The organism is Paenibacillus melissococcoides (assembly GCA_944800085.1).
GTDB lineage: Bacteria > Bacillota > Bacilli > Paenibacillales > Paenibacillaceae > Paenibacillus_B > Paenibacillus_B melissococcoides.
On the sequence record CALYLO010000014.1, the window covers coordinates 66,023 to 87,184 of the forward strand.

Sequence of the window (21,162 nt, forward strand, 5' to 3'; positions counted from 1 at the left end):
GCGCCGCCGTTCATCTCCATCATTTTGCAGTGCCTGTGAGACACTCCCTAAAGTCAATCGGACGAAGATCATGCTATTCGACGTCGTTTTCCCCAAATTGCTTCTCCTTCCACATCACGGTAATGCCAAGGCCGATGACCATAACGACGGCGGAGAACAGGAAGGGATAATGAATGTTAGCGTCAAACAGCATTCCGGCCATTGCCGGCCCGGCAATATTGCCCAAGCTCGTATAGGTGGAGTTCATTCCGGCCACGAAGCCCTGCTCCTTCCCGGCCGCTTTGGACAGAAATGTCGTCAAGGCCGGCCGCAGCAGATCAAAGGCAAGGAAGATGAAGCACGTTACCGCCAGCACGATCCAAAAGCCGGAGATGACGGTGGACACCACCGCCAAGATGGCCCCCGTAATCAAGCATAATTGGATCAGTTTCTTTTCCCCGAGTATTTCTACCATTTTTCCGAACATAAAGATCTGCACGACGACGCCGAAAATGGAGCTTATCGTAATAATGAAGGCAATATCCTTTGGCGTAAAGCCGAATTTATGATCGGAAAAGAGGCTGAAGACCGTTTCGTATGCCGATAAACCGAAAGCGAGCACAAAGACGATAATAAATGCGATACAGTAGAGCGGTTGAAGCGATTTTTTCATATCGGCCAGAAAGCTGCTTTGCTTTGCATTCGCGGAAATCTCCGCAAGCTGCTCCTTCGTAAGCTGCTCTTTTAAAATAAACACGGATAAAATGCAGGCGAAAAAGGCGATTCCCGCCGCAAAGTAGAAGGGCATGCGTATGCCGTATTCCGCGATAAAGCCGCCGATGCCGGGGCCGATAATAAAGCCGGTGCTAATGGCGGCCGAGACATAGCCCATCGCCTTCGGCCGTTCCTGAATGGAGGTAATATCCGCGACATAAGCCGTAACCCCCGGCGTAATAAAGGCGGCGCTCATTCCTCCCAGCAGCCTTGCGAAATAAAGCATCGCCGCGTTCCCGGCCAACCCGAAGACGAGCTCGGACACGCTGAACAGGAATAAGCCGATGATGATGATCTTCTTGCGGCCGTATCGGTCGACCCAGCGTCCGGCGAGCGGCGACATCAGCAGTTGGGCCACGGCGAATACGGCGACCAAGTAGCCCATCGTTTTGCCTGACAAATGCATCATGTTCATGAAAGACGGCATGACGGGGATAACAAGACCAATGCCCAGGAAGGCAATGAATACATTGCTTAGCAGAATAAGCAAGACCGCTTTTTGTTCTTTGATTGTTTTCTTCATATCATCAACCACTTTCTTTCTGTCAAAATCAAGGATGTGCAATCCCTCGCCAAAATACGGTCCAGGAGGCCTCCAATTTTTCCTTCAGCCGCTTCTCATCATTGCCGCCGTACACAAGCTCCAGCATAATGGAATCGACGACGCCCAGGAAAGCGAGGGTGGGCGTTTTCGCTGCCTCTTCGACGATGGCTTTCTCATCGATCCAAGCCTGAAATTTGCGTTCCAGCATCGCCTGCACCTTTTCTTCGATATCAATGACTTCCTGTTCGATCGCTTTGGCAAGGTGGGCGGGCGGAAAAAAAGACATGCGCAGCCAAAACGTCAACCGCTCGTCTTTTTGGAAAAGATCGATGACCAATTGCAAAAATCCGTATAAAGCTTTCTCGGGATGCTGGGAGCCTATGCTGCTAAAATATTGAAGCTTGGAAGAGAGCTCCGTCTCCTTCGCATCACGCAGCACTTGGAGAAAAAGATCGTCCTTTCCTTTAAAATGGGCGTAGATCGATTGCTTTTTCATGCCGACATCTTCCGCAATGAGAGACAGGGATGCTCCCTCATAACCATGCATGGTGAAATATTTCAAAGCCGCATCCTTAATTTCTTCGCTTTTCAATCGAATCACCTCAATATTAACGAACGTTCGTCAGTTATATTAACAAATAAAGTTAATCTAAGCAAGCACGATCTGAAAATTTTACATCACTTTTAGAATTCATTGTCACATTCCTGTGTCGATAATTCGTTGTATAGAGTGAAAGGAGGGGAACGGCGTGGATGAAGCGGAATTGCGTCGAATTATTGCTGACGTGGTGGAGGGCGATACCCAAAAATTCGAGCAGATCGTGCAATTCTACCAAAAACCGATCTTTCTCTACTGTTATCATATGTTAGGCCATTATTCGGAAGCCGAGGACAGCGCCCAAGAAGCGTTTTTGAAGGCATTTCGGGCTTTGGCGAAATATAATCCCGATATACCGTTCGGCGCTTGGTTGTATAAGATTGCCTACCATCAATGTATCGATGTGATCCGCAAGCGGAAGCTGGTGAAATATTTGCCCTTCTTTTACCGGGATGACAAGGAGAATAAACCGGTAGATTTGCAGATCGAAGCCCATTACTTTGATGAATTCGTGCACCGGGCCATGTCGAAGTTATCGGCGGAAGAGCGGAACCTGTTGATTCTTCGCTGCGTGGAGGATAAGCTGCTAAAGAACGGTGAGGCTGCGCTTATCTATGTCGTTCCCCACAACCCGAAGCATATAGCGGAGCTTAGATTCAAGCCTGCCAACTTTCAAAATCTGTCTCAATTGCGCGGCCAGATGGCGGATAACTCACTCACAATTCCAGAGAGCGTAAACGGAAATTATAAATTTAATAAAGCGAAAGTGTTATTTAAATCCGTCTTGGATATGAATCCTCCTTCCGCAAAAGAAAAAACGGCGATGGAGGAGAAGCTGCGCAAGCAGGACGAGGAATCGAACAAGGAATATGCCATCATGCCGGTAGAAATGTCGGATTAGTTCGCTTACCTCCATTTCGAGTATAAAAATGGCAAGGATAAAATCGACGTTGTGGTGATTAATGTTAGCGGGAACAAGGAACCAAGCATGCAATATATTGATGAAAAAATTGACTTTAAACAACAGAAGATGAATGTGAAGGGCGTAGAGATGCTTTACACCGATTATTCCTCTTTCCACGAGTTGGCGTGGTTGGATGAGAGCCCGGATAAAGCACAAAGGTATGCTTATCAAATCCAGGCCAGCACGGATAAAGTAAGCAAAGAGGACATGATTAAAATAGCCGAGACTTATCTGAAATAAGTGAGGCGTATAGGGAAGGGACAGTTCCCGAAGCCGCTTCCCCTTACAGGCAGAAGAAAGCACTCCGCCAAGGAGTGCAGGAAGATATGGAACTGGGTGCGCTACAGCGGAGCAAGACAAGAAGAAGAGTACCGGGCAAGAGAAAGAGAGCGGAACAAGATGGGTTCCGCTCTCTATTATTGTCGAAGCAGACGGAGGGGATCAGGAGGCTTCCTTGCTGGCGCTTAGATAGGAAGCCAACCCTTTGGCAATAAGCCGGTGCCCCTGATCATTGGGATGGATGGGCAGAAACCCGGTCAATGCGTCTTCCAGCCTGCCTCTTCGATAACCATAAATAAGTGCAGCTTGTTTGCCTTCGAACCATGTATGAACGGGTGCGACCGTGGCGCCGCAGCTTTGGGCGACTTCTTTGGTCGCGTAATTTAACCGGTCTATCGATAGGATGGAAAGCGGGCTGTTCGGAAACGGATTATATTGCGTGCAGCAGATGATCCGGGCATGGCTGATGTCTTTGATGTGGGCCAGGATGGCATGCAAGGTTCGTTTATAACGGCTTAAAATCAATTTGGCAGCCAGAGGCCGCCGGCTTCGAAGCGCAGACAGCGCCGCATTCGCCAGATCCACGCCTCCGATCCATACGGAGACCACAGCAGAACGGCGAATCAGGGAGGACCCTTGCCATATCGCGGCATCCAATAGATCATAGGCGCTCCAACCGGGGCGCGCCAGAACATATACCCGGCAAGGGCGGGACATCGATCCGGCCAATCGGGGATACGCCTTTGCCGCCGAAGCGGCATTCTCCCCGAATGTAATCGAATCACCAAGAGCTGTATAGATCATAGGACAAATCTCCACCTACCCCTAATTTTGCAGATGAACCGTAATCGCACTTAGAGGCATGATATGGCAAACATCCACAGCTTGTGTGGACGCTTATCACCCGAGAAGGAAAAAGAAAAGGGCGTACAAGGACTTGTACGCCGTTCATGCATCATTAGAAGTTCATATAAATAAATTCCTGCGTTTCTCCGGAGAAGAACAAAATACCGAGCACGATGGCGATCAGGACGATGGCTCCGCCGAGCGCCGCTTCCACCATCATCAGCGCCCGTCCGACACGATGAGTGAGACGGCGGGCTTTCGTCTCGGCTAATCTGGCGCTACGGGGTTGTAATTCCATATTCCTTCAACCTCTTGTACAAAATTTCACCAAATATTTTATTTCCTTTGTCGATAAGATGGGCCGGATCGCGATAATATTCATGCGGGATCGTGTTGTTCTTCTCTTGATTGAATTCGATATATGGGTAGCCTCTCGACTCTATCAGCTTCTGATAAGTTCCCATCACCTTGGTATACTCGCTCCAGTTGAACAGCTTCTTCTTCGCAATATGCTCTTTATCGAGCGGAGCGGAATAGAATACGGCTTTTTTGTCATGCTCCTGCAGCAGATCAAGCGTTTTTTCAATCATGAACAACCCGAAGCTGTTATCCTCATCGAAAGGCTTATTCCAGCGATAAAGCTCTTTATAATGCTTGTCGAGGCCTTCCTTTTGGGCGTCTTTCAATTTGTCATAGGCGGTATACATCGGGGTATAGCTTTCTTTTATCCCCTTTTTCTCATTCTCTTGCTTTTGGATTTCCCGGCGGATTTTCTCCATCGGCGTACGGGTCTTGAACAACCGGTAGCTGATCGCGTCGCGATCATGATAGAGGGTCCACTTATTCAGGAAATGGGACGTCATCCAATTGTGAGTGTCGCTTGGAAGCGCCTGGCGGTTCTTGTCCGGGAAATCATCCAGCCAACTGCGCGGTATATTTTGATCCAGCTTCTCGACAAGGGACGGATAGACGACAACATTCGGCTCATTATCCGAGACGACGGCGATGCCGTAGTTGATCTCATAGACGACATAGTCGACCTTGTCTATCATCGAGGCGAGCAGGGCGTAGGTCTCGGTGAATCTTCCGCCGGCAATGCCCAGGTTAAGCACGCGGCTCTCTTTCATATGGACTTGAAGGACGCCGGCCGAGGTGTTCTCTCCCTTCTTCACGGTCGTGCCAAACACCGTGGAAGGCCCGAACATGCCGATGACCTTTTTGCCGTCACTCGGCTGCTCCTTCAAATATTCCACCCATAACGGCGTATAGACGATCGAATCGTAGGTCGGAACGCGGAGTTCCTTTTCTGCATGCGTCACGACTTCTTGTCTCATTTGTTCGACCACTCGATCGGCTCCATTGCCCAGTCCGAGCAATCCGACCAAGGCGAAGGAGATAAGCATGACGGACACGGTCTTGTTCAGAAATAAATTAGCCATTATACCTCACACTTCCATTCCATCAATAATCGAAAATCGGTTCACTTATCGCAAGCCGAGCAGCCGGAGCATCAAATCCCATCCGTCTACAATCGGCAGAATGAAAAATACCCGGCTGATCGTGACGCCAAAGAACGTAATCAAAATCGCGATGGTTGTCGTTCCCGGCTTCAGCCACTTCGGAACAGGTTTTAATAAAGGCTTGATCTGCTTCATGTAAAAGCGATGAATGCATAACATTACGCCATGGAACATGCCCCAGACGACGAAATTCCACGCGGCTCCATGCCAGAGACCGGAGACGGTCATCGTCGCCATCAGATTCATATAGACCCGGGGAGCGGGGACGCGGCTTCCCCCGAGCGGGAAATACACATAGCGGGTCAGCCAAGAACCGAGCGAGATGTGCCAACGGTTCCAGAACTCGGCTATGCTGCGGGCCAGATAAGGGAAGCGGAAATTCTCCGGGATGACGATGCCGAACAAGCGTGCTGTTCCGATGGCGATGTCTGAATAGCCCGAGAAGTCAAAATAAATGACGAACGTATAGGCGACAAGCGAGATCCAGAGTCTGGCGGTATCCGCCTCGGCTATCCCGGCCGCTGAGTACACCGGCTGCGCCAGTAAATCAATGGAGCCGGCGAGGACAAGCTTTTTGAACAGGCCGAACCCAATCCGGGTCACTCCGATCAGCACGTGGTCAATGTGAAATCTCGATGTAAGCTGCGGATAAAACATCTGAAACTGCTTAATCGGCCCAGCCACCATCGTCGGGAAGAAGAAGATAAACGACAACAGACCTTCCGGCCGATGATCCGGCAAAGTTCCGCGTTTGCGTTCGACCAAGTAATGAATCAGCTCGAACGTAAAGTAAGAAATGCCGAGCGGGAGCACAATCTGCTCTGCCTTGGGCAAGAAGGGCTGATGCAAAAACGCAAACAACTCATTTAACGTGTCCAGCATCATATTCGTGTACTTGAAATAACCAAGCACGAGAATGGCGCCGATAATGCCGGCGGGATAAATCCACCGCTTGGCCCGCTTCGCTGCGGCCTTCACGACAATAATGGCAACGACAACTTCCGCAAGCAACAGGAACAGGTAAGACCCTGCATAATAGTAGTAAAATGCGACACCTGCGGCAAAGAGCACCCAGGGTCTGACACGATGCGGCATGAGGTGATACGCGACGACAGCCACGAGCACGAACAGCCAATAAAACCAATCCGTATAAATCATAATTTCCGATTCCACCATCCAAGTTGCCAAACTATCTATCTCTTAAACCTTTGTCCATCTTACAACATCTAGCAGTTAAATCATATGGAAACTTCATAAAGAACTATTATTTTTTTCTTAAAAAACGACATGAAAATCCCCGCCAGTAAGCTCTTTTTACCTTCCCTATGATTAGATGCATGAAACAGCCCGAAAGTTTTGAATTGTTTTAAAGGAAATTCACTGCGGCAATTTTTGCAGACCAAAAGGAGCATGATGCTCTTTTATTAATCAAGGTCTCTCTAAGGTAGAAGGGATGCGCTTGATAGGTTGCTTGGCCTATTGGGGTTCTCTAGTGCCTCTTTTGATCGTAATCCCTACGAGTCAGGAGTGATGTGTAGGTAACGTTAATTCGTTGGCCGGGTAGTGGAAGTGTCTGTTGTGCCTTCTGATCGCTATCCCAATGAGTCAGAAGTGGTGTGTAGGTAACGTTAATTGGTTGGTCGGGTGGTGGAGGTGTCTTCGTGCTCTTTGGATGGCTATCCCAATAAGTCAGGAGTGGTGTGTAGGGGGCGTTAATTGGTAAGTCGGGCAGTGAAGATGTCTCCGTGCTCTTTTGATGGCTATCCCAACCAATCAGGCAGGGAGCGTGGGGAATGTAACGCGTTAGCAGGGTTGCAGCAATGGTTGCCATTCACAGAATTAGCGGGGAAATGGCGGGCTGCGGCACTTATGATTCGAGGGGATAGTGGAACAAAGGCTCGAAAGGAATGTATGAAGAGCAGGCGTTGGAAAGAGGAGCGACTTCATGTCAGTCCGCCATATATATAAACCTGAAAATATAATAAAGAGGTTTACGAAGTCTTGTCGTCATCATGTCCTTCTTGTAAAATAAATCGGTGTAGCGTTAACTTATATTCAATACATTTTGGTTTACGGAAAAGAGGAGAACGCTATGATTCCAGAAACAATGCCTAAACCGGTGAAGGCGGCAGGCATGTTGGTGTCCTCGACCGGGACTGAGGTGGGGAAGACGGTCGTTGCTTCAGGGATTGCCGCTTACCTCCACTCGGTTCGGAGGCGCAAGCTCAGCCTCTGGAAGCCCGTGCAGAGCGGCGTGGCATTAGGATCTCCAGATGCGGACAGCTACCGGTTGCGGATGGGCAGCGGAATGTCCGAGCTTGCCGAGGAGGATATTGCGACGTGGACGCTGCGCGAGCCGCTGGCGCCCTGGATGGCATGTGAACGGGAAGGGATTCGCTTTTCTGCGGAAGCCCTGATGGAAGAAGGCCGCCGGCGGCTGGAGTCGGATGCGTTCCTGCTGGCAGAAGGAGCGGGCGGCATTGCCGTTCCGTTTACGCGGGAGATGACGATGGCGGATCTGGCGCATGGGCTGGGCCTCTCCGTGCTGCTGGTAGCTGCCCCCGGCTTGGGCACCGTCAGTCACACCGTAACGGCTATCTCTTATGCCCGTGAACGGAGCGTCGATGATATCGCCGTCGTGTTCAGCGGTCCGCCGGAGGCGGCATCGGAGAGAGAGAGGGAAGAGAACGCCCGTATGATCGAAGCGATGACGAATGTGCCCGTACTGGGGACGATGCCATGGCTGCCGCAGCCGGAAGGCATGCAGGCGGCCGATCTGTCCGCTTGGGCGGCATGGCGGGAGCGCTGGCTGCAATGCACCATGCGCCTGTCCCGGCTGACGCAGTGGCTGACAGACCGGGAATGGGGAAAAGGGAAGGAGCGATGATGATGAGCGAAACAATGCAAGAGCAGCAGACGGATTGGCGGAAGCTGGCGGATAAGGCGTTAACCGGCGAAGGAATAAACCGGGAAGAAGCGATGGCGGTGCTGCGGGCGGACGATGACGAACTGCTGGCCATCATGGATGCAGCTTACCGGGTGCGGCGGCATTTTTACGGGAATAAGGTGAAGCTGAATCTGATTATTAATGCAAAAAGCGGACACTGTCCGGAAGATTGCGGTTATTGCTCGCAGTCCCGGGTGTCCGATGCGCCGATAGAGAAGTATACGATGCTGGAAAAGGATGTGCTGGTGGACGGAGCGCGCAGGGCGATGGAGATGCAGGCCGGAACGTACTGCATCGTGGCCAGCGGGCGCGGCCCGACGCCGCGGGAGCTCGATCAGGTGGTGGCTGCCGTGGAGGAGATTAAGGCGACGATGCCGATGAAGATCTGCGCCTGCCTTGGCATTTTGTCGCAGGAGCAGGCGAACCGGCTGAAGCAGGCCGGCGTCGATCGCTATAATCACAACTTGAATACGAGTGAGGATCATTATTCTCATATCACCTCGACCCATACATACGCCGATCGGGTGCATACGGTGAATACGGCGAAGCAAGCAGGGATGTCGCCTTGCTCCGGTGTCATTATGGGAATGGGAGAGACGGATGAGCAGTTGGTGGACGTCGCATTTTCGCTGCGGGAACTGGATGCGGACTCGATTCCGGTCAATTTCCTGAATCCGATTCCGGGAACGCCGCTCGGCCATCTGCATGATCTGGACCCGCGCCGCTGCTTGAAGGCGCTCGCGATGTTCCGCTTCGTCTGCCCATCCAAGGAGATCCGGGCCTCCGGCGGGCGGGAGGTCAATCTCGGTTCGCTGCAGCCGCTGGCGCTCTACGCGGCCAATTCGGTGTTCGTCGGCGATTATTTGACGACGGATGGGCAAGAAGCGTCTGCGGATCACCGGATGATCGCCGATCTGGGCTTCGAAGTCGAGCGGTGCGCCTTGTGATGGACGCGATAGCGGCTGTGGAGGGCACAGGGCGTTGGCATTGGATGCGCTCCGAGCTGGACGCCTTGGAAGAGGCAGGCCGTCTGCGCAAGCTGGAGCCGGCGGCGTGGCTGGAGCACGGATGGATCGAGCGGGGCGGCAAGCGGCTGCTGCATCTCGCTTCGAATCATTATCTTGGCTTCGAGCCATGGCTTGATGACGATGGCTGGGCGGGGCTTGCGGCGGAGTGCCGCCGCCTCGGCGAGCCGGCCGTACGCCTCGGCGCCGGGGCCTCCCGGCTCATCACGGGTCATGATCCGCAGCATGACGCGCTGGAGCGGGAATTGGCGGCGTTCAAGGACACGGAGGCGGCGCTCGTGTTCAGCAGCGGCTACATGGCGAATGCCGGCGTCATTCCGGCCCTGGTCGGCCGGAGCGGCGCCGTCTTCAGCGATCGATTGAACCATGCGAGCATTACGGACGGCATCATACTGAGCCGGGCTCGGCATATCCGCTATCCGCACCGGGATATGGACCGGCTCGAAAAGGCGTTGAAGCAGTGGCATGCCGGAGGACCGGGCGTCCCGTCGCGGCGGGCGCGCCTGCTCATCGTGACCGACGCCGTGTTCAGCATGGACGGGACGGTGGCGCCGCTCGCCGATCTCGTGACGCTGAAGGAACGGTACGGTGCGATGCTGATGGTCGACGAGGCGCACAGCGGCGGCGTGTACGGACCCGGCGGGCGCGGGCTGTGCCATGCGCTCGGACTGCATCAAAAGGTGGATATTATGATGGGCACCTTCGGGAAAGCCTTTGGCGCGGTCGGCGCTTATATTGCCGCAGAGGACATCGTTGTCCGCTACCTGGTCAACCGGGCGCGGACGCTTATTTATAATACGGGGCTGCCCCCGCTTGCGGCAGCCTTTATCCGCCAGCGGCTGCGCGACGTGTGCGCTGCCGACTCCGCGCGCGCCGAACTGATGCGCAAGGCGGCGCTGTTCCGCGCGCGGCTTCAAGCCGGGGGGCTGGACACGGGTCCCGGCGACAGCCATATCGTGCCGGTGCTGTGCGGCACGGATCAGAGCGCGGTGTCGCTCAGCGCCGCGCTCGCGGAGGCGGGCGTCGCCGGCGTGGCGATTCGCCCGCCGACGGTGCCCGAGGGGACGGCGCGCATTCGCTTCGCGCCGACTCCGGCGCACCGCGACGCCGACCTGCTGCAGGCGGCGGATGCGGTCGTGCGCCTGGCCGGGGAGGCCCGGCTATGAGCGGGGCGCTCGGGCGGCCCCGGCCGCCGCGGCAGGCGAAGCTGCTGTGGATCCACGGCTGGGGCCTGAGCGCCGAGGTGTGGCGGCCGCTCGCGCAGGACTTGCCGATGTTCGCGCACCGCTACGTATCCTTCGCCGGGTGCGAGACGGCGGATGATCTGCGGGAGGCGGTGCGCGCTCCCCTCCGGCAGGAGCCGGACGGCCCGTGGCATGTCGCGGGGTGGTCGCTTGGCGGCATGCTGGCGATCGAGCTGCTGGCCGGGCGCGCCGCCGGAAGCGGCGAATGGGCGGGGCTGCCGCGTATCGAGAGCGCCCTGCTCGTCGGCACGACGCTGCGCTTCGCCGACGACACCGGGAAGGCGGGTTGGCCGCCGCGCGTGCTGGCCCGCATGCGCGCCGTCTGGCGCAGGCGCCGGAGGAGACGCTGCTGGCCTTCCTCGGCCAGCTGGATGCGGGCCCGGACAGCCCCGGCGAGCCGCCGCTGGCGGTGAAGCTGTGGCGGCAGTTGGCCGCCGCTCCCGGATTTACGCCGGCAGGGCTTGATGCGGGGCTCGCCTATTTAGAAGCGGCGGATCTGGCCCCGCAGTGGGCGCGCATCGCCGCGTTCCCGGCGGCGGAACGGCCGCGCCTGCTGTGGCTGCACGGCGCGAACGATCGCGTATGCCCGCGGGCCGCGATGGAGCGGGCTCGGGCATCGTTCGGTCCGGGACTGCGAACCGCCGTGCTTCCGGATGCGGGACATGCGCCGTTCCTGTCGCATCCGGAGGCCTGGCGAGAGGAGGTGAGCGCGTGGCATGAAGGGAGCACAGACGATAGGGGCCGGGACGGAGAATGATCCGACCCAAGGCGGCGCGGGCGCGCGGGTCGATAAGAAGCTGGTCGCCCGCCGCTTCGGGAGACATGCGGCGGAGTATGACGGTTACGCGGAAGTGCAGCAGGTGATGGCCGCAGGCTTGGCGGAACGGGTGCGGCGGCATCACCAGGGACCCGCGGCGCGCATCGCCGACATCGGCTGCGGCACGGGCGGCTTGGCGGTGCGGCTCTGGCCGCTTTATCCTGCGGCGGAGCTGACGCTGCTCGATCTGGCGCCGGCGATGCTTCATCAGGCGGAGCGGAAGCTGCGCCGCCACGGCTGCCACGGCGGGCAACTAAGCGCGGTAACCGCCGACGCCGAGGCGTGGGCGGCCGTCCAGCCGGAAGGCGGCTATGACCTGATCGTGTCGAGCGCCGCCTTCCAATGGTTCAACGCGCCGGCCGCGACGCTGCGGCGGCTCGTGCACCTGCTCCGGCCCGGCGGGCTGCTGGCCTTCGCCACGTTCCTGCCGGGCACGCTGCACGAGCTGCATGCCGCGTTCCGGCAGGCGGACGCCGAGCAGGGCCGGGCGCCAAGGCCGCGCGGGCAGGCGTATCCTTCCGCGGCCGATTGGCACGGCTGGGCGCGGGCTGCGGCCGGGCCCTTCCTGCTCTGGGAAGAGGCGAGCTGCCGCTGCGAGTACGGCAGCCTGCCGGAGATGCTGGCCCAGGTCCGCCGCATCGGGGCCGGCAATGCGCTGAAGGAGGGCGCCTCCGGCATGAGCCCTTCCCTGTACCGCCGGATGGCACAGGTGTATCAGGAGCGCTTCGGCGGCCCGGACGGCCGCATTCCGGCCACCTATGCGTTCGTCTACGCGCTGCTGCGGAGAGAGCAGGAATGAGTCGCAGCCGGAAGCCGAATAGGCCGCCTGCGGTGCATCTTGGCACCACGGCGGCCTGTTACCGTTTTATCCGATCGGTTCGACTTGAATCTGAGTGCGCAGCGACTCGACATCGTCCAGCCGAACTTGCCCGGCGGAGGGCATCAGCGCGTTGGCCGTGCCGCAAGCGGCGCCGAGAATGAGGCCGTCTTCCGCGGACAGGCCGCGCTTATCGGCCACGACAAGCCCGGCGACCATGGAATCGCCGCTGCCGACGGGGTTGATCGCCTCAACGGCAGGCAGAGAGACGCGATAGAGCGCACCCCGGACACCGGCCAACGCGCCGCGGGCGCCGAGCGAGACGACGACCCGCTCGATGCCGGAGGCCATCAGCCGCCGGATGGCCGGCAGCACCTCGTCTTCAGAGGCATCGGCTCCTCCGCCGGTCAATTTGCTGACCTCATGCTCATTCGGCTTGATCAGCGCGGGCGCGCTCTTCACGCCTTCCTCCAACGCCGCGCCGCTCGTGTCCAGAATCGGGATCGCGCCCGTGCGGCGCGCAATCTCGACCAATTCGGCGTACAGAGTGGGGGCACAGCCCTGCGGCAGACTTCCCGAGAACACAATGTGAGAGGACCGGGCGGCGAGCGCCGCCACTTTGTCCCGCATCGCGCCGAGATCCGCCGGGGTTACGGCCGGCCCTTGCTCCAGCAGCTCGGTCTGGGTACCGCGTTCCGGATCCAAAATGTTGAGGCACACCCGAGACTCGCCTTCCACGAGTACGAAATTGGCGGGAATCCCTTCTTCGCCCAGCTTGTGCAGAATCATCTGTCCGTGGAAGCCGGCCGCGAACCCGGAGGCGGTTACCTCTTCGCCCAGCGCGTGAATGACGCGGGCGACATTGATCCCTTTGCCGCCGGCGGTGGCGGTCATCTCCTTCACCCGGTACAGCTTATCGAGCGCGAAGCCGGGGACGATATAGGTTTTGTCGATTGCCGCGTTGAGCGTCACGGTCGTAATCATGTTGCTTCTCCTTTCAACAAGTCCGCTGCTGCGGATTAGCGGACGGCGTCCGCTTGGCCGAGGCAGCCGGCCATCTCCATTTTCTGAATGGCCAGCGTCTTGACGGCTTGCTTGGCCGGAATCATATATTTGCGCGGATCGTTCTCATCCGGATTGGCCGCGAATATGGCCTTGATGGCGTCGGAGAAGGCGATGCGCAGCTCGGTCGCGACATTCATCTTCGCCATGCCGAGCTTCACGCAGCGCTTCACCTGATCCTCCGGAATCCCGGAACCGCCGTGCAGGACGAGCGGAACGGCGACCTGCTTCGCGATCTGCTCCAGCCGATCGAAGGCGATCTTCGGCTCTCCCTTATAGATGCCATGCGCCGTTCCGATAGCAGGCGCCAGCGTCGGCACGCCGGTTGCGGCGACAAAGGCGGCGCATTCTTCCGGCACGGCCAGGCGGGCATCTTCCTCCTCGACAACGATATCGTCTTCCACGCCGCCGACCTTGCCGAGCTCGGCTTCGACATTGACCCCGGCCGCGCGGGCGACGCGCACGACTTCCTGCGTCATCCGCACATTGTCGTCATAAGGATGCATGGACGCATCGATCATGACCGAGGTGTAGCCTGCGCGGATGCAGCGGACAATCAGATCGTAGTCGGTGCAATGATCCAGATGGAGCGCGATCGGGACCGAGGAGAGCTTCGCCGCGGTCGTCGCCGCGGCCACGATATATTCCGGACCGAGATGCTTCACGGTGCCGACCGTTGTCTGCAAAATGAGCGGAGATTGGGTGTCTTCGGCCGCTTCCACTACCGCTTGCAGCATTTCCAGGGTGTGCACATTGAATGCGGTAATTCCGAAGCCTTGCTCGCGGGCGGCCTGCAGCATTGAAGTTGAGCTGATGAGATGTCCCATAATTGTAACCTCCAGCAGTTTATGATTGATTCAATCAAAATTATGATTTATAATTTCATTAAAGATGATTATAAGGGAGGAATTTGGGAGATGTCAATTCAAGATACGCATACGTACCGGGAAATCAGCGAGCAGGCTGCCGCGCTTCAAGAGGCATGGAATCAACTTCAGTCCCAGCGCGGATGGGTAGATAAATATGTAGGGAACGCGCAGTTCGAGGAGATCGTATTTATCGGATCCGGCTCATCCTGGTACCAGGCGATGACGATGGCGGCCACGTACCGGGCATGGACGGGCAAGAGCGCGTCCGCCTTTCCTTCCTCGGAGCTGTTCTTGTTCCGCAACCAGACGGTGACCCCATCCAAGAAGACGCTGCTGGTCGGCGTATCCCGTTCCGGCGAATCGCATGAAGTCCTTCTGGCGCTGGAATCGGTCGCCGATCTGCCGAACTGGACGACCTGCGGCATTACATGCCATCCGGACAGCAAGATGGCGAAGATGACGGAATGCCTCGTTTCTCCGTCGGGAGCGGAGAAGAGCACGGTCATGACCAAATCGCTCAGCAGCATGACGTTTCTCATGCAGGCGGCAATCGCGCTTGCGTCCGGAAGCGAAGCGGCTTGCCGCGAGCTCGAAGCCGTATTGCAATCTGATGCGGCGTTGGTTACAATGGCGGATGACAAGGTGAAAGCATGGGTCGAAGCGCATCAATTCGACAGAACGATCTATCTCGGCATGGGCGCGCTGTACGGCTTGGCGCTGGAAGCCTGCCTGAAGCTGAAGGAAATGACGTATACATGGACCGAGGCCTACGGCACGCTGGAATTCCGCCACGGCCCGAAATCGATCGTCGATAAGAATACTCAGATCGTGCTGCTGCTGTCTGAACAAGCCCGTTCCTACGAGCTGAAGGTGGCGGAAGAGATGAAGCAGTACGGCGCGACGGTTGTGATTATTACCGCCCAAGCGGGAGCGGACACCGCATTTGCCGATCTCGTCTTCGAGGTGGGGCATGGAGACGCGAGCGATGAAGCACGGGCGGTTTTGTATTTGCCATTTGTACAATATAATGGTTATTATACGGCGGTAACCCGTGGCTTGAACCCGGATGATCCGCGCAACTTGACCCAGTTCGTAGCCATTGAATAGAAGCGGCATGGCGCCGGCTCCGGGCGGGGCAACCGTGGCTCGTGAGCCGGCCATAGCGCGTTGCGGTTTCCCTCAAGCTGGTGGTGGGGCGGATATCGCGGGAGAGAGCTCCCGTTGTACCTTAGGGGCCCGGCCTGTCCCTGCTGCGGGGGAATCATGATAGGAGTGTAATGATTATGAGTGAGACGTTATCCAAAGGCGAACAGCGCCGCAGGCAGATTTTACAGCGGTTGAAGCAGAATGGCCGCATTACGATTCCGGAGATTATCGAGAATTTCGATTGCTCGGAGGCGACGGCCCGCCGGGATTTGGACGTATTGGAGCGGAAGGGCGAGCTGATTCGCACTATCGGGGGCGCGATCTTCGAGGGAGCGGGAGCGATCCGCGAAGTCCCGTTCGTCGAGAAGCGCCAGTTGTTGTGGCTGGAGAAGGAAGCCATCGCCAAGCGGGCGCTCGATTTTATTGAAGAGGGCGACAGCATCTGTCTAACCGGCGGCACGACCACCTTCCTGATCGCGAAGCTGTTGAAGGAGCGGCAAGGCATTACCGTCGTCACCAATGCAGTGAACATCGCGATGGAGCTGTCGGACTGCGACGGCGTTCAGGTCGTCGTCATCGGCGGCGTCATGCGCAGCAACAGCTTCGAGCTCTGCGGCCCGCTGGCCGAACGCACGATCGAACATCTTAACATCGAGAAGCTTTTCATGGGGATTGACGGTTTTTCTCCGGTGAAGGGCATTACGACGTACTCCGAGCTGGAAGCGCAGACTGCTCAGATGCTGATGCGGCAGGCCCAGCAGACGATCGCCGTATTCGATCATACGAAGGTCGGCAAGGCCTCCCTGTTCTCGGTCGCCTCCATCGAGGAGTTGACGGCCTGCATTACGGATCACGAACTGCCCGAAGAGATGGCTTCGGCCCTCGAGCAGGCCGGAATCGCTTGTTATTACGCCCAGCTTCCGGATTGAGAGGCGGGCTTTTTTAGTTGGGCGGGAAGTAAGCGGGAAGTCAGAAGTATAGGCGGACCAAAGCTGCACCAGTACAGTATTTTCTCCCCACAGAGGCGCTTATTGGCGGAAATGCTGCAAAACTGCATCTTTTCTCGCAATTGTCTCCTTTTCTACGCCCCAACGAAGGTAATTCCTGCATATTTGCAGGCTTGCCGTGCCGCAACGCAGTGCCAATCAAATTACTGCATTATTGCAGCATTGGCGGGCCCAGCCGCATGCAAAAGGCGTTACCCAGGCCGGCAGGGGAAACAACATAAGCGACGGGAAGACACGAATCCATCTCGGTTTACATAAAATGGAAAATAGAGACGCGGCAACGGAAAGACACCATAAAGCACAACCGGAAGACACGAGCATCCACTATACCCCAAAGCGGCAGCCGGGAAGCGGAGGCAAGCCGTTTCTTCCTCTCCCCCAGACAGCAGCAAGCCAAAACATCCCCAACAGGCGGCAGGGCGCATGGTTACGCTGCGTTTGGCTCGCTTTGGAGCCGGCCGTTCAGGTCATCGGTATGATTTTATACCGGAATGCGCATCTTAATGGATAACCGCCCATTTACAGCTCTTGGCGATTATGTCATTTTGGTAACAGCAGTTTTCACACGCTTGCATCCCGTATGCGCTCATGTTAGAATAGTGTTGACATTTACACTGCAAGCAGCGTGTTACTAGTACGACTAGGCATGAGCTAAGCGGCCGTTCACAGCGTGAACTGCGTGCTTTAGCTCATGCCTTTTTTGTTATGTACGAAGGGATTCCCGTTATTTGGTCCTATTCCGTGCTTTGGCTGCTTATGCGCGGCAGGGCATCATCAGTGCTTATTACGAGGAGGAATTCACATGTTTGGATTTGGCAAGAAAAAGAAAACGATATCGGTCGTTGCACCTATAACAGGCAAAGCCGTGTCTCTCGAACAAGTGGAGGATCCGGCATTCGCCCAAAAAATCATCGGAGACGGCGTGGCGATTGAGCCGGAGCAAGGAGTGCTGGTCGCTCCGTTCGACGGGCACGTCATCCATCTGATTGATTCCCATCATTCGCTTGTGCTGGGGCATGAATCGGGGCTGGAGCTGCTGTTCCATATCGGCGTGAATACGGTGTCTCTGAAGGGCGAACCGTTCACCCCGCATGTGAAGACGGGGGACAAAGTGAAGCAGGGCGATGTCTTGATCGAGTTCGATATGGATAAGATTCGCGCAGCGGGCCTTCCCGTCATCACGCCGGTCGTCGTCGCGAATGGCGATGCGGTCGAAGAATTGAAGACGAAGCTGGGTTCCGTCAAGGCGAATGAGACAGAAATTATGGAAATCGTCATGAAAAAATAGGTTTTTTGGAAAGAGGAGGATATCATGGAGAAGCAATTCACGATCAAAAATCCGCAAGGCGTGCATGCCCGTCCGGCGGGCGCCATTATGAAAAAAGCGGCCGAGTTCCCGGACGCGCAAGTGTCGCTGGAGTTCAACGGCCGTAAAGTAAGCGCGAAGAGCATCACGGGCGTGCTGACGCTCGGCATGAAGGCCGGCGACGTCATTACGGTGTCGGCCGAAGGCGACCGGGCCGAGCAGGCGATTGATGCCGTAGGCGCGGTCTTGGAATCGGTTCTCGATTAATTCGAGCGAGATACGGTTATAGATATGACGAGACGACAGAATGGACACGATACAGACGGGATTGAGAACAGAAGGAGTGGAGGAACCGTCATGCTGCTACAAGGGATTGCCGCCGCCTCCGGCTATGCTATCGGGCAAGCGTTCATCCTGCAGGAGCAGGAAGCTTCGGTGGAGCGGGTAGACATCGCTCCCGGCGAAGCGGATGCAGAAGTGGAGCGGCTTCAGAATGCGGTTGCACAGTCGAAGGAAGAACTGGAAAAAATAAAGACAAGCACGGCGGCCCGGCTCGGAGAACATGAGGCGGAAATTTTCGCCACGCATCAGCTCCTGCTGGAGGATGAGGAATTCATCGGGCAGGCGATCGGGCAGATTCGCGCCCTGAACGTGAACGCCGAATATGCGCTGCATGAGGTGACCGAGCAGTTGGTCGCGATCTTTGCCGGCATGGATGATGAATATTTGCGCGAGCGGGCAGCCGACTTCCGCGATGTCAGCAAGCGGGTGCAGCGCCATCTATCCGGGGCCAAGGCGGCTTCGCTGAACGATTTCGCCGAGGCGGTCGTCCTGTTCGCCAATGATCTGACGCCATCGGATACGGCCCAGCTCGATCGGTCCAAGGTGGCCGGATTCGTGACGGAGACAGGCGGACGCACGTCGCACTCCGCGATTATGGCCCGCTCGATGGAGATTCCGGCGGTGGTCGGACTGACGGACGCGATGAGCAGCGTCAAGACGGGCCAGATGGTCATTGTGGACGGCTCCAGCGGCATCGTGCTGATCGATCCCGATGCCGAGACGCTGGCTGCTTACCGGGAGAAGAAGGAGAAGTTCGAGCTGCGCCGGGAAGAAATGAAGCAGTACAAGGATCGGCCTTCGGTAACGGCGGACGGCCATCGGGTCGAGCTGGTGGCCAATATCGGGAACCCGCAGGATGCGCTGGGCGCGCGGAATCACGGGGCGGAAGGCGTCGGCCTGTTCCGCACGGAATTCCTGTACATGGGCCGCGACAACTTCCCATCGGAAGAGGAGCAGTATCATGCTTATACGGCGGTCTGCCAGACGATGGGACCGGAGAAGCCGGTCGTCATCCGGACGCTCGATATCGGAGGAGACAAGGAACTGTCTTATCTGGAGCTGCCGAAGGAGATGAATCCGTTCCTCGGCTACCGCGCGATTCGGCTCTGTCTGGACCGCAAAGATCTGTTCAAGACGCAGTTGAGAGCCATTCTCCGCGCCAGCGCGCACGGCAACATCAAGATGATGTACCCGATGATCGCGACGATTACCGAGCTGCGGGAAGCGAACGAACTGCTCGCCGAAGCGCGGCAGGAGCTGGATGCGGAAGGCGTGGCTTATAACCGTGAGATGGAAGTCGGAATCATGATCGAGGTGCCGGCGGCGGCGATTGCCGCCGACCAGTTGGCTGAAGAAGTCGACTTCTTCTCGATCGGCACCAATGACCTCGTTCAATATACGATGGCCGCCGATCGCATGAACCAGCAGGTGTCGCATCTGTCGCAGCCGTTCCATCCGTCCGTGCTGCGGCTGATTAAGATGGTCATCGACGCGGCGCACAGCCGCGGCAAGTGGGCCGGCATGTGCGGAGAGATGGCCGGCAATCTGAAGGCGATTCCGCTGCTGCTTGGCCTCGGTCTGGATGAGTTCAGCATGAGCGCCAGCTCGGTTCTTCCGGCGCGCGTGCTGCTGAGCCGGCTCGACCGGGAAGCGATGAAGCCGTTGGCCGAGGAAGCGCTGCGGCTGACGACGGCAGAAGAGATCCAATATCTTGTCGTCGAACGCATTCCGGCTATTCAGGAGTTGACGATATAATAAGACACTAAGGCAGCTTGTGCAGGCTTGAGGGAGGAAGAATAGGGCATTCTCCCTCAAGCTTGACGATTTTCGACAATGTTCGTCAAAATCTTGACTTTTTTTTATTTTTTATTGAAGATGGCTGCATGTTGTTCTACAATAAACTTACAGAGGTGACGATTTTTTCGTAACCGTTTCCATTTTCTGCTCGCTATCACCCGTCTGATGAGAAAGGAGCTTACCGTTGTCTAGCGAACGCCGCTTTGAGATTATGCGCGCCTTAAGCAACAATGTTGTGCTGGCGAAGGAAGTGCTGACGGACAAGGAAACCATTCTCATGGGAAAAGGAATCGGGTTCGGGGCGAAGCCCGGGCAAGCGATACTTTCCGGCGATACGCGAATTGAGAAGACGTTTTATTTGGATGATAAGCAGAATCTCTCGCAATATCAGATGCTGTTCGAGCAGATTGATCCAGAAGTGATTGACGTATCGGAACAGTTCATTTCCCTTGTGGCTTCCGAATTGACTCCCGATCTGAATGAGCATATTCATCTGGCGCTGCCGAGCCATATCGAGTATGCGCTCTACCGGCTGCGGCATCAGATCGAGATCGAAAATCCTTTTTTATGGGAAATCCGGACGCTGAACCCGAAGGAATACGAGCTTGCTTCCCGCGCGGCGGAGATTATTGGACAACAATTCGGCGTCGAGGTGCCGGAGGATGAGATCGGGTTCCTGACGATCCATATCCAATCGGCCGTCGCCCATGTTCCTGTGAACAATGTGGTCCAGCACAATCATCTGCTGCGGGAGCTGGTCGGCCTCATCGAGGCGCGGCGGGGCAGTCCGATTCCGAAGGATAGCATCGATTATTTGCGGCTGGTGACCCATCTGCGCTTCGCGATAGAGCGTATCCGCCAAGGCCAGCATTCCCGCAATCCGTTCCGTGACCGGATGCAGGAGATGGCTCCTTATGAATACGAGGTCGCCGGAGAATGCGCCAAGCTGATGAGCGCTCAGTTGAAAGCGCCGGTGTCGGAAGACGAGACAGCCTATATTGCGATGCACTTGTACCGTCTATTCCATCGGGATGCCGAATAACATAGACAGCATCATATCGGGCGTGTTACTAGTTAGACTAGGCATGAGCTTGCCCGGGCCCATCCGCTTGCGCGGATGTCGTTCTGCTGCAGGCTCATGCCTTTTTTCGCTATCCGGGAAATCACGGAGGCGAAGCGGGGCGATATACAGGCTAGTGAATATTTCTTCCGCCTTTAATCCATACTTGTATTGATTTTACCCATTATATCCTTGAATCATTGCAGTTCATTAGCGGGA

The 21,162-nt window shown here is 56.5% G+C and carries 20 protein-coding genes and 2 pseudogenes; 14 read left to right on the plus strand and 8 right to left on the minus strand.

Annotated elements, in window-relative coordinates; translation table 11 throughout:
• Nucleotides 1-73: 73 nt before the first annotated feature.
• Both OCY70_RS31445 and OCY70_RS31450 read right to left on the minus strand, forming a co-directional pair.
• Nucleotides 74-1,276 carry an MFS transporter gene (locus OCY70_RS31445; RefSeq protein WP_213427969.1) on the minus strand — a complete coding sequence of 401 codons (1,203 nt, stop codon included), beginning with the start codon at nt 1,274-1,276 and terminating at the stop codon, nt 74-76.
• A 28-nt stretch (nt 1,277-1,304) separates the two neighbouring features.
• Complete coding sequence (locus OCY70_RS31450; RefSeq protein ID WP_111155605.1) at nt 1,305-1,889, minus strand: TetR/AcrR family transcriptional regulator; 585 nt, start codon at nt 1,887-1,889, stop codon at nt 1,305-1,307.
• 157 nt (nt 1,890-2,046) lie between these two features.
• Here OCY70_RS31450 and OCY70_RS31455 point away from each other — a divergent pair, with 157 nt between their 5' ends.
• Nucleotides 2,047-2,796: an RNA polymerase sigma factor gene (locus tag OCY70_RS31455; protein WP_261948874.1), complete on the plus strand. Its 750-nt coding sequence runs from the start codon at nt 2,047-2,049 to the stop codon at nt 2,794-2,796.
• A 27-nt stretch (nt 2,797-2,823) separates the two neighbouring features.
• A pseudogene (locus tag OCY70_RS31460) lies at nt 2,824-3,099 on the plus strand (hypothetical protein); the annotation flags it as partial.
• Between the two features lie 201 nt (nt 3,100-3,300).
• Here OCY70_RS31460 and OCY70_RS31465 read toward each other — a convergent pair.
• From OCY70_RS31465 to OCY70_RS31480, 4 genes are all read right to left on the minus strand, one after another.
• Nucleotides 3,301-3,942: an SGNH/GDSL hydrolase family protein gene (locus tag OCY70_RS31465; RefSeq protein WP_213427967.1), complete on the minus strand. Its 642-nt coding sequence runs from the start codon at nt 3,940-3,942 to the stop codon at nt 3,301-3,303.
• Nucleotides 3,943-4,096: 154 nt separating this feature from the next.
• Nucleotides 4,097-4,282, minus strand: a complete 186-nt coding sequence (locus tag OCY70_RS31470; RefSeq protein WP_213427966.1) for a hypothetical protein — start codon at nt 4,280-4,282, stop codon at nt 4,097-4,099.
• The gene (locus OCY70_RS31475) at nt 4,263-5,423 is read right to left on the minus strand and encodes a hypothetical protein (protein WP_213427965.1); all 1,161 of its coding nucleotides are present in this window, start codon (nt 5,421-5,423) and stop codon (nt 4,263-4,265) included. The genes OCY70_RS31470 and OCY70_RS31475 overlap by 20 nt, the downstream gene beginning before the upstream one ends.
• Before the next feature lie 45 nt (nt 5,424-5,468).
• Nucleotides 5,469-6,692, minus strand: a complete 1,224-nt coding sequence (locus tag OCY70_RS31480; RefSeq protein WP_249724980.1) for an MBOAT family O-acyltransferase — start codon at nt 6,690-6,692, stop codon at nt 5,469-5,471.
• A gap of 904 nt (nt 6,693-7,596) precedes the next feature.
• Here OCY70_RS31480 and bioD point away from each other — a divergent pair.
• From bioD to OCY70_RS31505, 6 genes and pseudogenes are all read left to right on the plus strand, one after another.
• Entirely contained in the window at nt 7,597-8,391 is a 795-nt protein-coding gene (bioD, locus tag OCY70_RS31485) for a dethiobiotin synthase (RefSeq protein WP_249724977.1), read from the plus strand.
• Nucleotides 8,388-9,398 (plus strand): biotin synthase BioB, encoded by a 1,011-nt coding sequence (gene bioB, locus OCY70_RS31490; protein ID WP_373871448.1) that lies wholly within the window; start codon nt 8,388-8,390, stop codon nt 9,396-9,398. Before bioD ends, bioB begins: the two co-directional genes overlap by 4 nt.
• Entirely contained in the window at nt 9,398-10,642 is a 1,245-nt protein-coding gene (locus OCY70_RS31495; protein ID WP_213427974.1) for an aminotransferase class I/II-fold pyridoxal phosphate-dependent enzyme, read from the plus strand. Before bioB ends, OCY70_RS31495 begins: the two co-directional genes overlap by 1 nt.
• A pseudogene (locus OCY70_RS36420) lies at nt 10,639-10,836 on the plus strand (alpha/beta fold hydrolase); the annotation flags it as partial. The gene OCY70_RS31495 and the pseudogene OCY70_RS36420, both read left to right, overlap by 4 nt.
• 11 nt (nt 10,837-10,847) lie before the next feature.
• On the plus strand, nt 10,848-11,477 hold the full coding sequence (locus OCY70_RS31500) for an alpha/beta fold hydrolase (protein ID WP_261948875.1): 630 nt from the start codon (nt 10,848-10,850) through the stop codon (nt 11,475-11,477).
• A complete protein-coding gene (locus OCY70_RS31505) occupies nt 11,437-12,336 on the plus strand; it encodes a methyltransferase domain-containing protein (protein WP_213427962.1) in 900 nt (299 codons plus the stop codon). The genes OCY70_RS31500 and OCY70_RS31505 overlap by 41 nt, the downstream gene beginning before the upstream one ends.
• Nucleotides 12,337-12,402: 66 nt before the next feature.
• Here the strand turns inward: OCY70_RS31505 and OCY70_RS31510 are convergent, their stop codons facing one another.
• The gene (locus OCY70_RS31510) at nt 12,403-13,338 is read right to left on the minus strand and encodes a 1-phosphofructokinase family hexose kinase (protein ID WP_213427961.1); all 936 of its coding nucleotides are present in this window, start codon (nt 13,336-13,338) and stop codon (nt 12,403-12,405) included.
• Nucleotides 13,339-13,373: 35 nt separating this feature from the next.
• Complete coding sequence (locus OCY70_RS31515) at nt 13,374-14,243, minus strand: class II fructose-bisphosphate aldolase (protein WP_213427960.1); 870 nt, start codon at nt 14,241-14,243, stop codon at nt 13,374-13,376.
• Between the two features lie 90 nt (nt 14,244-14,333).
• On the opposite strand from OCY70_RS31515, the gene OCY70_RS31520 reads away from it, so the two are divergent.
• From OCY70_RS31520 to glcT, 6 genes are all read left to right on the plus strand, one after another.
• Complete coding sequence (locus OCY70_RS31520; RefSeq protein ID WP_213427959.1) at nt 14,334-15,392, plus strand: SIS domain-containing protein; 1,059 nt, start codon at nt 14,334-14,336, stop codon at nt 15,390-15,392.
• Nucleotides 15,393-15,568: 176 nt separating this feature from the next.
• A complete protein-coding gene (locus tag OCY70_RS31525; protein WP_213427958.1) occupies nt 15,569-16,360 on the plus strand; it encodes a DeoR/GlpR family DNA-binding transcription regulator in 792 nt (263 codons plus the stop codon).
• 880 nt (nt 16,361-17,240) lie between these two features.
• On the plus strand, nt 17,241-17,726 hold the full coding sequence (locus OCY70_RS31530) for a PTS sugar transporter subunit IIA (RefSeq protein ID WP_213427957.1): 486 nt from the start codon (nt 17,241-17,243) through the stop codon (nt 17,724-17,726).
• Nucleotides 17,727-17,750: 24 nt separating this feature from the next.
• A complete protein-coding gene (locus tag OCY70_RS31535; protein WP_197254055.1) occupies nt 17,751-18,011 on the plus strand; it encodes an HPr family phosphocarrier protein in 261 nt (86 codons plus the stop codon).
• 90 nt (nt 18,012-18,101) lie between these two features.
• Nucleotides 18,102-19,841 carry a phosphoenolpyruvate--protein phosphotransferase gene (gene ptsP / locus OCY70_RS31540; RefSeq protein ID WP_213427956.1) on the plus strand — a complete coding sequence of 580 codons (1,740 nt, stop codon included), beginning with the start codon at nt 18,102-18,104 and terminating at the stop codon, nt 19,839-19,841.
• A gap of 226 nt (nt 19,842-20,067) precedes the next feature.
• Nucleotides 20,068-20,925: a glucose PTS transporter transcription antiterminator GlcT gene (gene glcT, locus OCY70_RS31545; RefSeq protein WP_213427955.1), complete on the plus strand. Its 858-nt coding sequence runs from the start codon at nt 20,068-20,070 to the stop codon at nt 20,923-20,925.
• Nucleotides 20,926-21,162 lie beyond the last annotated feature (237 nt).

Excerpts from the sequence above, each read along its gene's own strand:
- OCY70_RS31445 (WP_213427969.1), bottom strand. The coding sequence starts at position 1,276 with ATGAAGAAAACAATCAAAGAACAAAAAGCGGTCTTGCTTATTCTGCTA.
- OCY70_RS31465 (WP_213427967.1), bottom strand. The coding sequence starts at position 3,942 with ATGATCTATACAGCTCTTGGTGATTCGATTACATTCGGGGAGAATGCC.
- OCY70_RS31470 (WP_213427966.1), bottom strand. The coding sequence starts at position 4,282 with ATGGAATTACAACCCCGTAGCGCCAGATTAGCCGAGACGAAAGCCCGC.
- OCY70_RS31475 (WP_213427965.1), bottom strand. The coding sequence starts at position 5,423 with ATGGCTAATTTATTTCTGAACAAGACCGTGTCCGTCATGCTTATCTCC.
- bioD (WP_249724977.1), top strand. The coding sequence starts at position 7,597 with ATGATTCCAGAAACAATGCCTAAACCGGTGAAGGCGGCAGGCATGTTG.
- bioB (WP_373871448.1), top strand. The coding sequence starts at position 8,388 with ATGATGATGAGCGAAACAATGCAAGAGCAGCAGACGGATTGGCGGAAG.
- OCY70_RS31495 (WP_213427974.1), top strand. The coding sequence starts at position 9,398 with ATGGACGCGATAGCGGCTGTGGAGGGCACAGGGCGTTGGCATTGGATG.
- OCY70_RS31505 (WP_213427962.1), top strand. The coding sequence starts at position 11,437 with ATGAAGGGAGCACAGACGATAGGGGCCGGGACGGAGAATGATCCGACC.
- OCY70_RS31510 (WP_213427961.1), bottom strand. The coding sequence starts at position 13,338 with ATGATTACGACCGTGACGCTCAACGCGGCAATCGACAAAACCTATATC.
- OCY70_RS31515 (WP_213427960.1), bottom strand. The coding sequence starts at position 14,243 with ATGGGACATCTCATCAGCTCAACTTCAATGCTGCAGGCCGCCCGCGAG.
- OCY70_RS31520 (WP_213427959.1), top strand. The coding sequence starts at position 14,334 with ATGTCAATTCAAGATACGCATACGTACCGGGAAATCAGCGAGCAGGCT.
- OCY70_RS31525 (WP_213427958.1), top strand. The coding sequence starts at position 15,569 with ATGAGTGAGACGTTATCCAAAGGCGAACAGCGCCGCAGGCAGATTTTA.
- OCY70_RS31530 (WP_213427957.1), top strand. The coding sequence starts at position 17,241 with ATGTTTGGATTTGGCAAGAAAAAGAAAACGATATCGGTCGTTGCACCT.
- OCY70_RS31535 (WP_197254055.1), top strand. The coding sequence starts at position 17,751 with ATGGAGAAGCAATTCACGATCAAAAATCCGCAAGGCGTGCATGCCCGT.
- ptsP (WP_213427956.1), top strand. The coding sequence starts at position 18,102 with ATGCTGCTACAAGGGATTGCCGCCGCCTCCGGCTATGCTATCGGGCAA.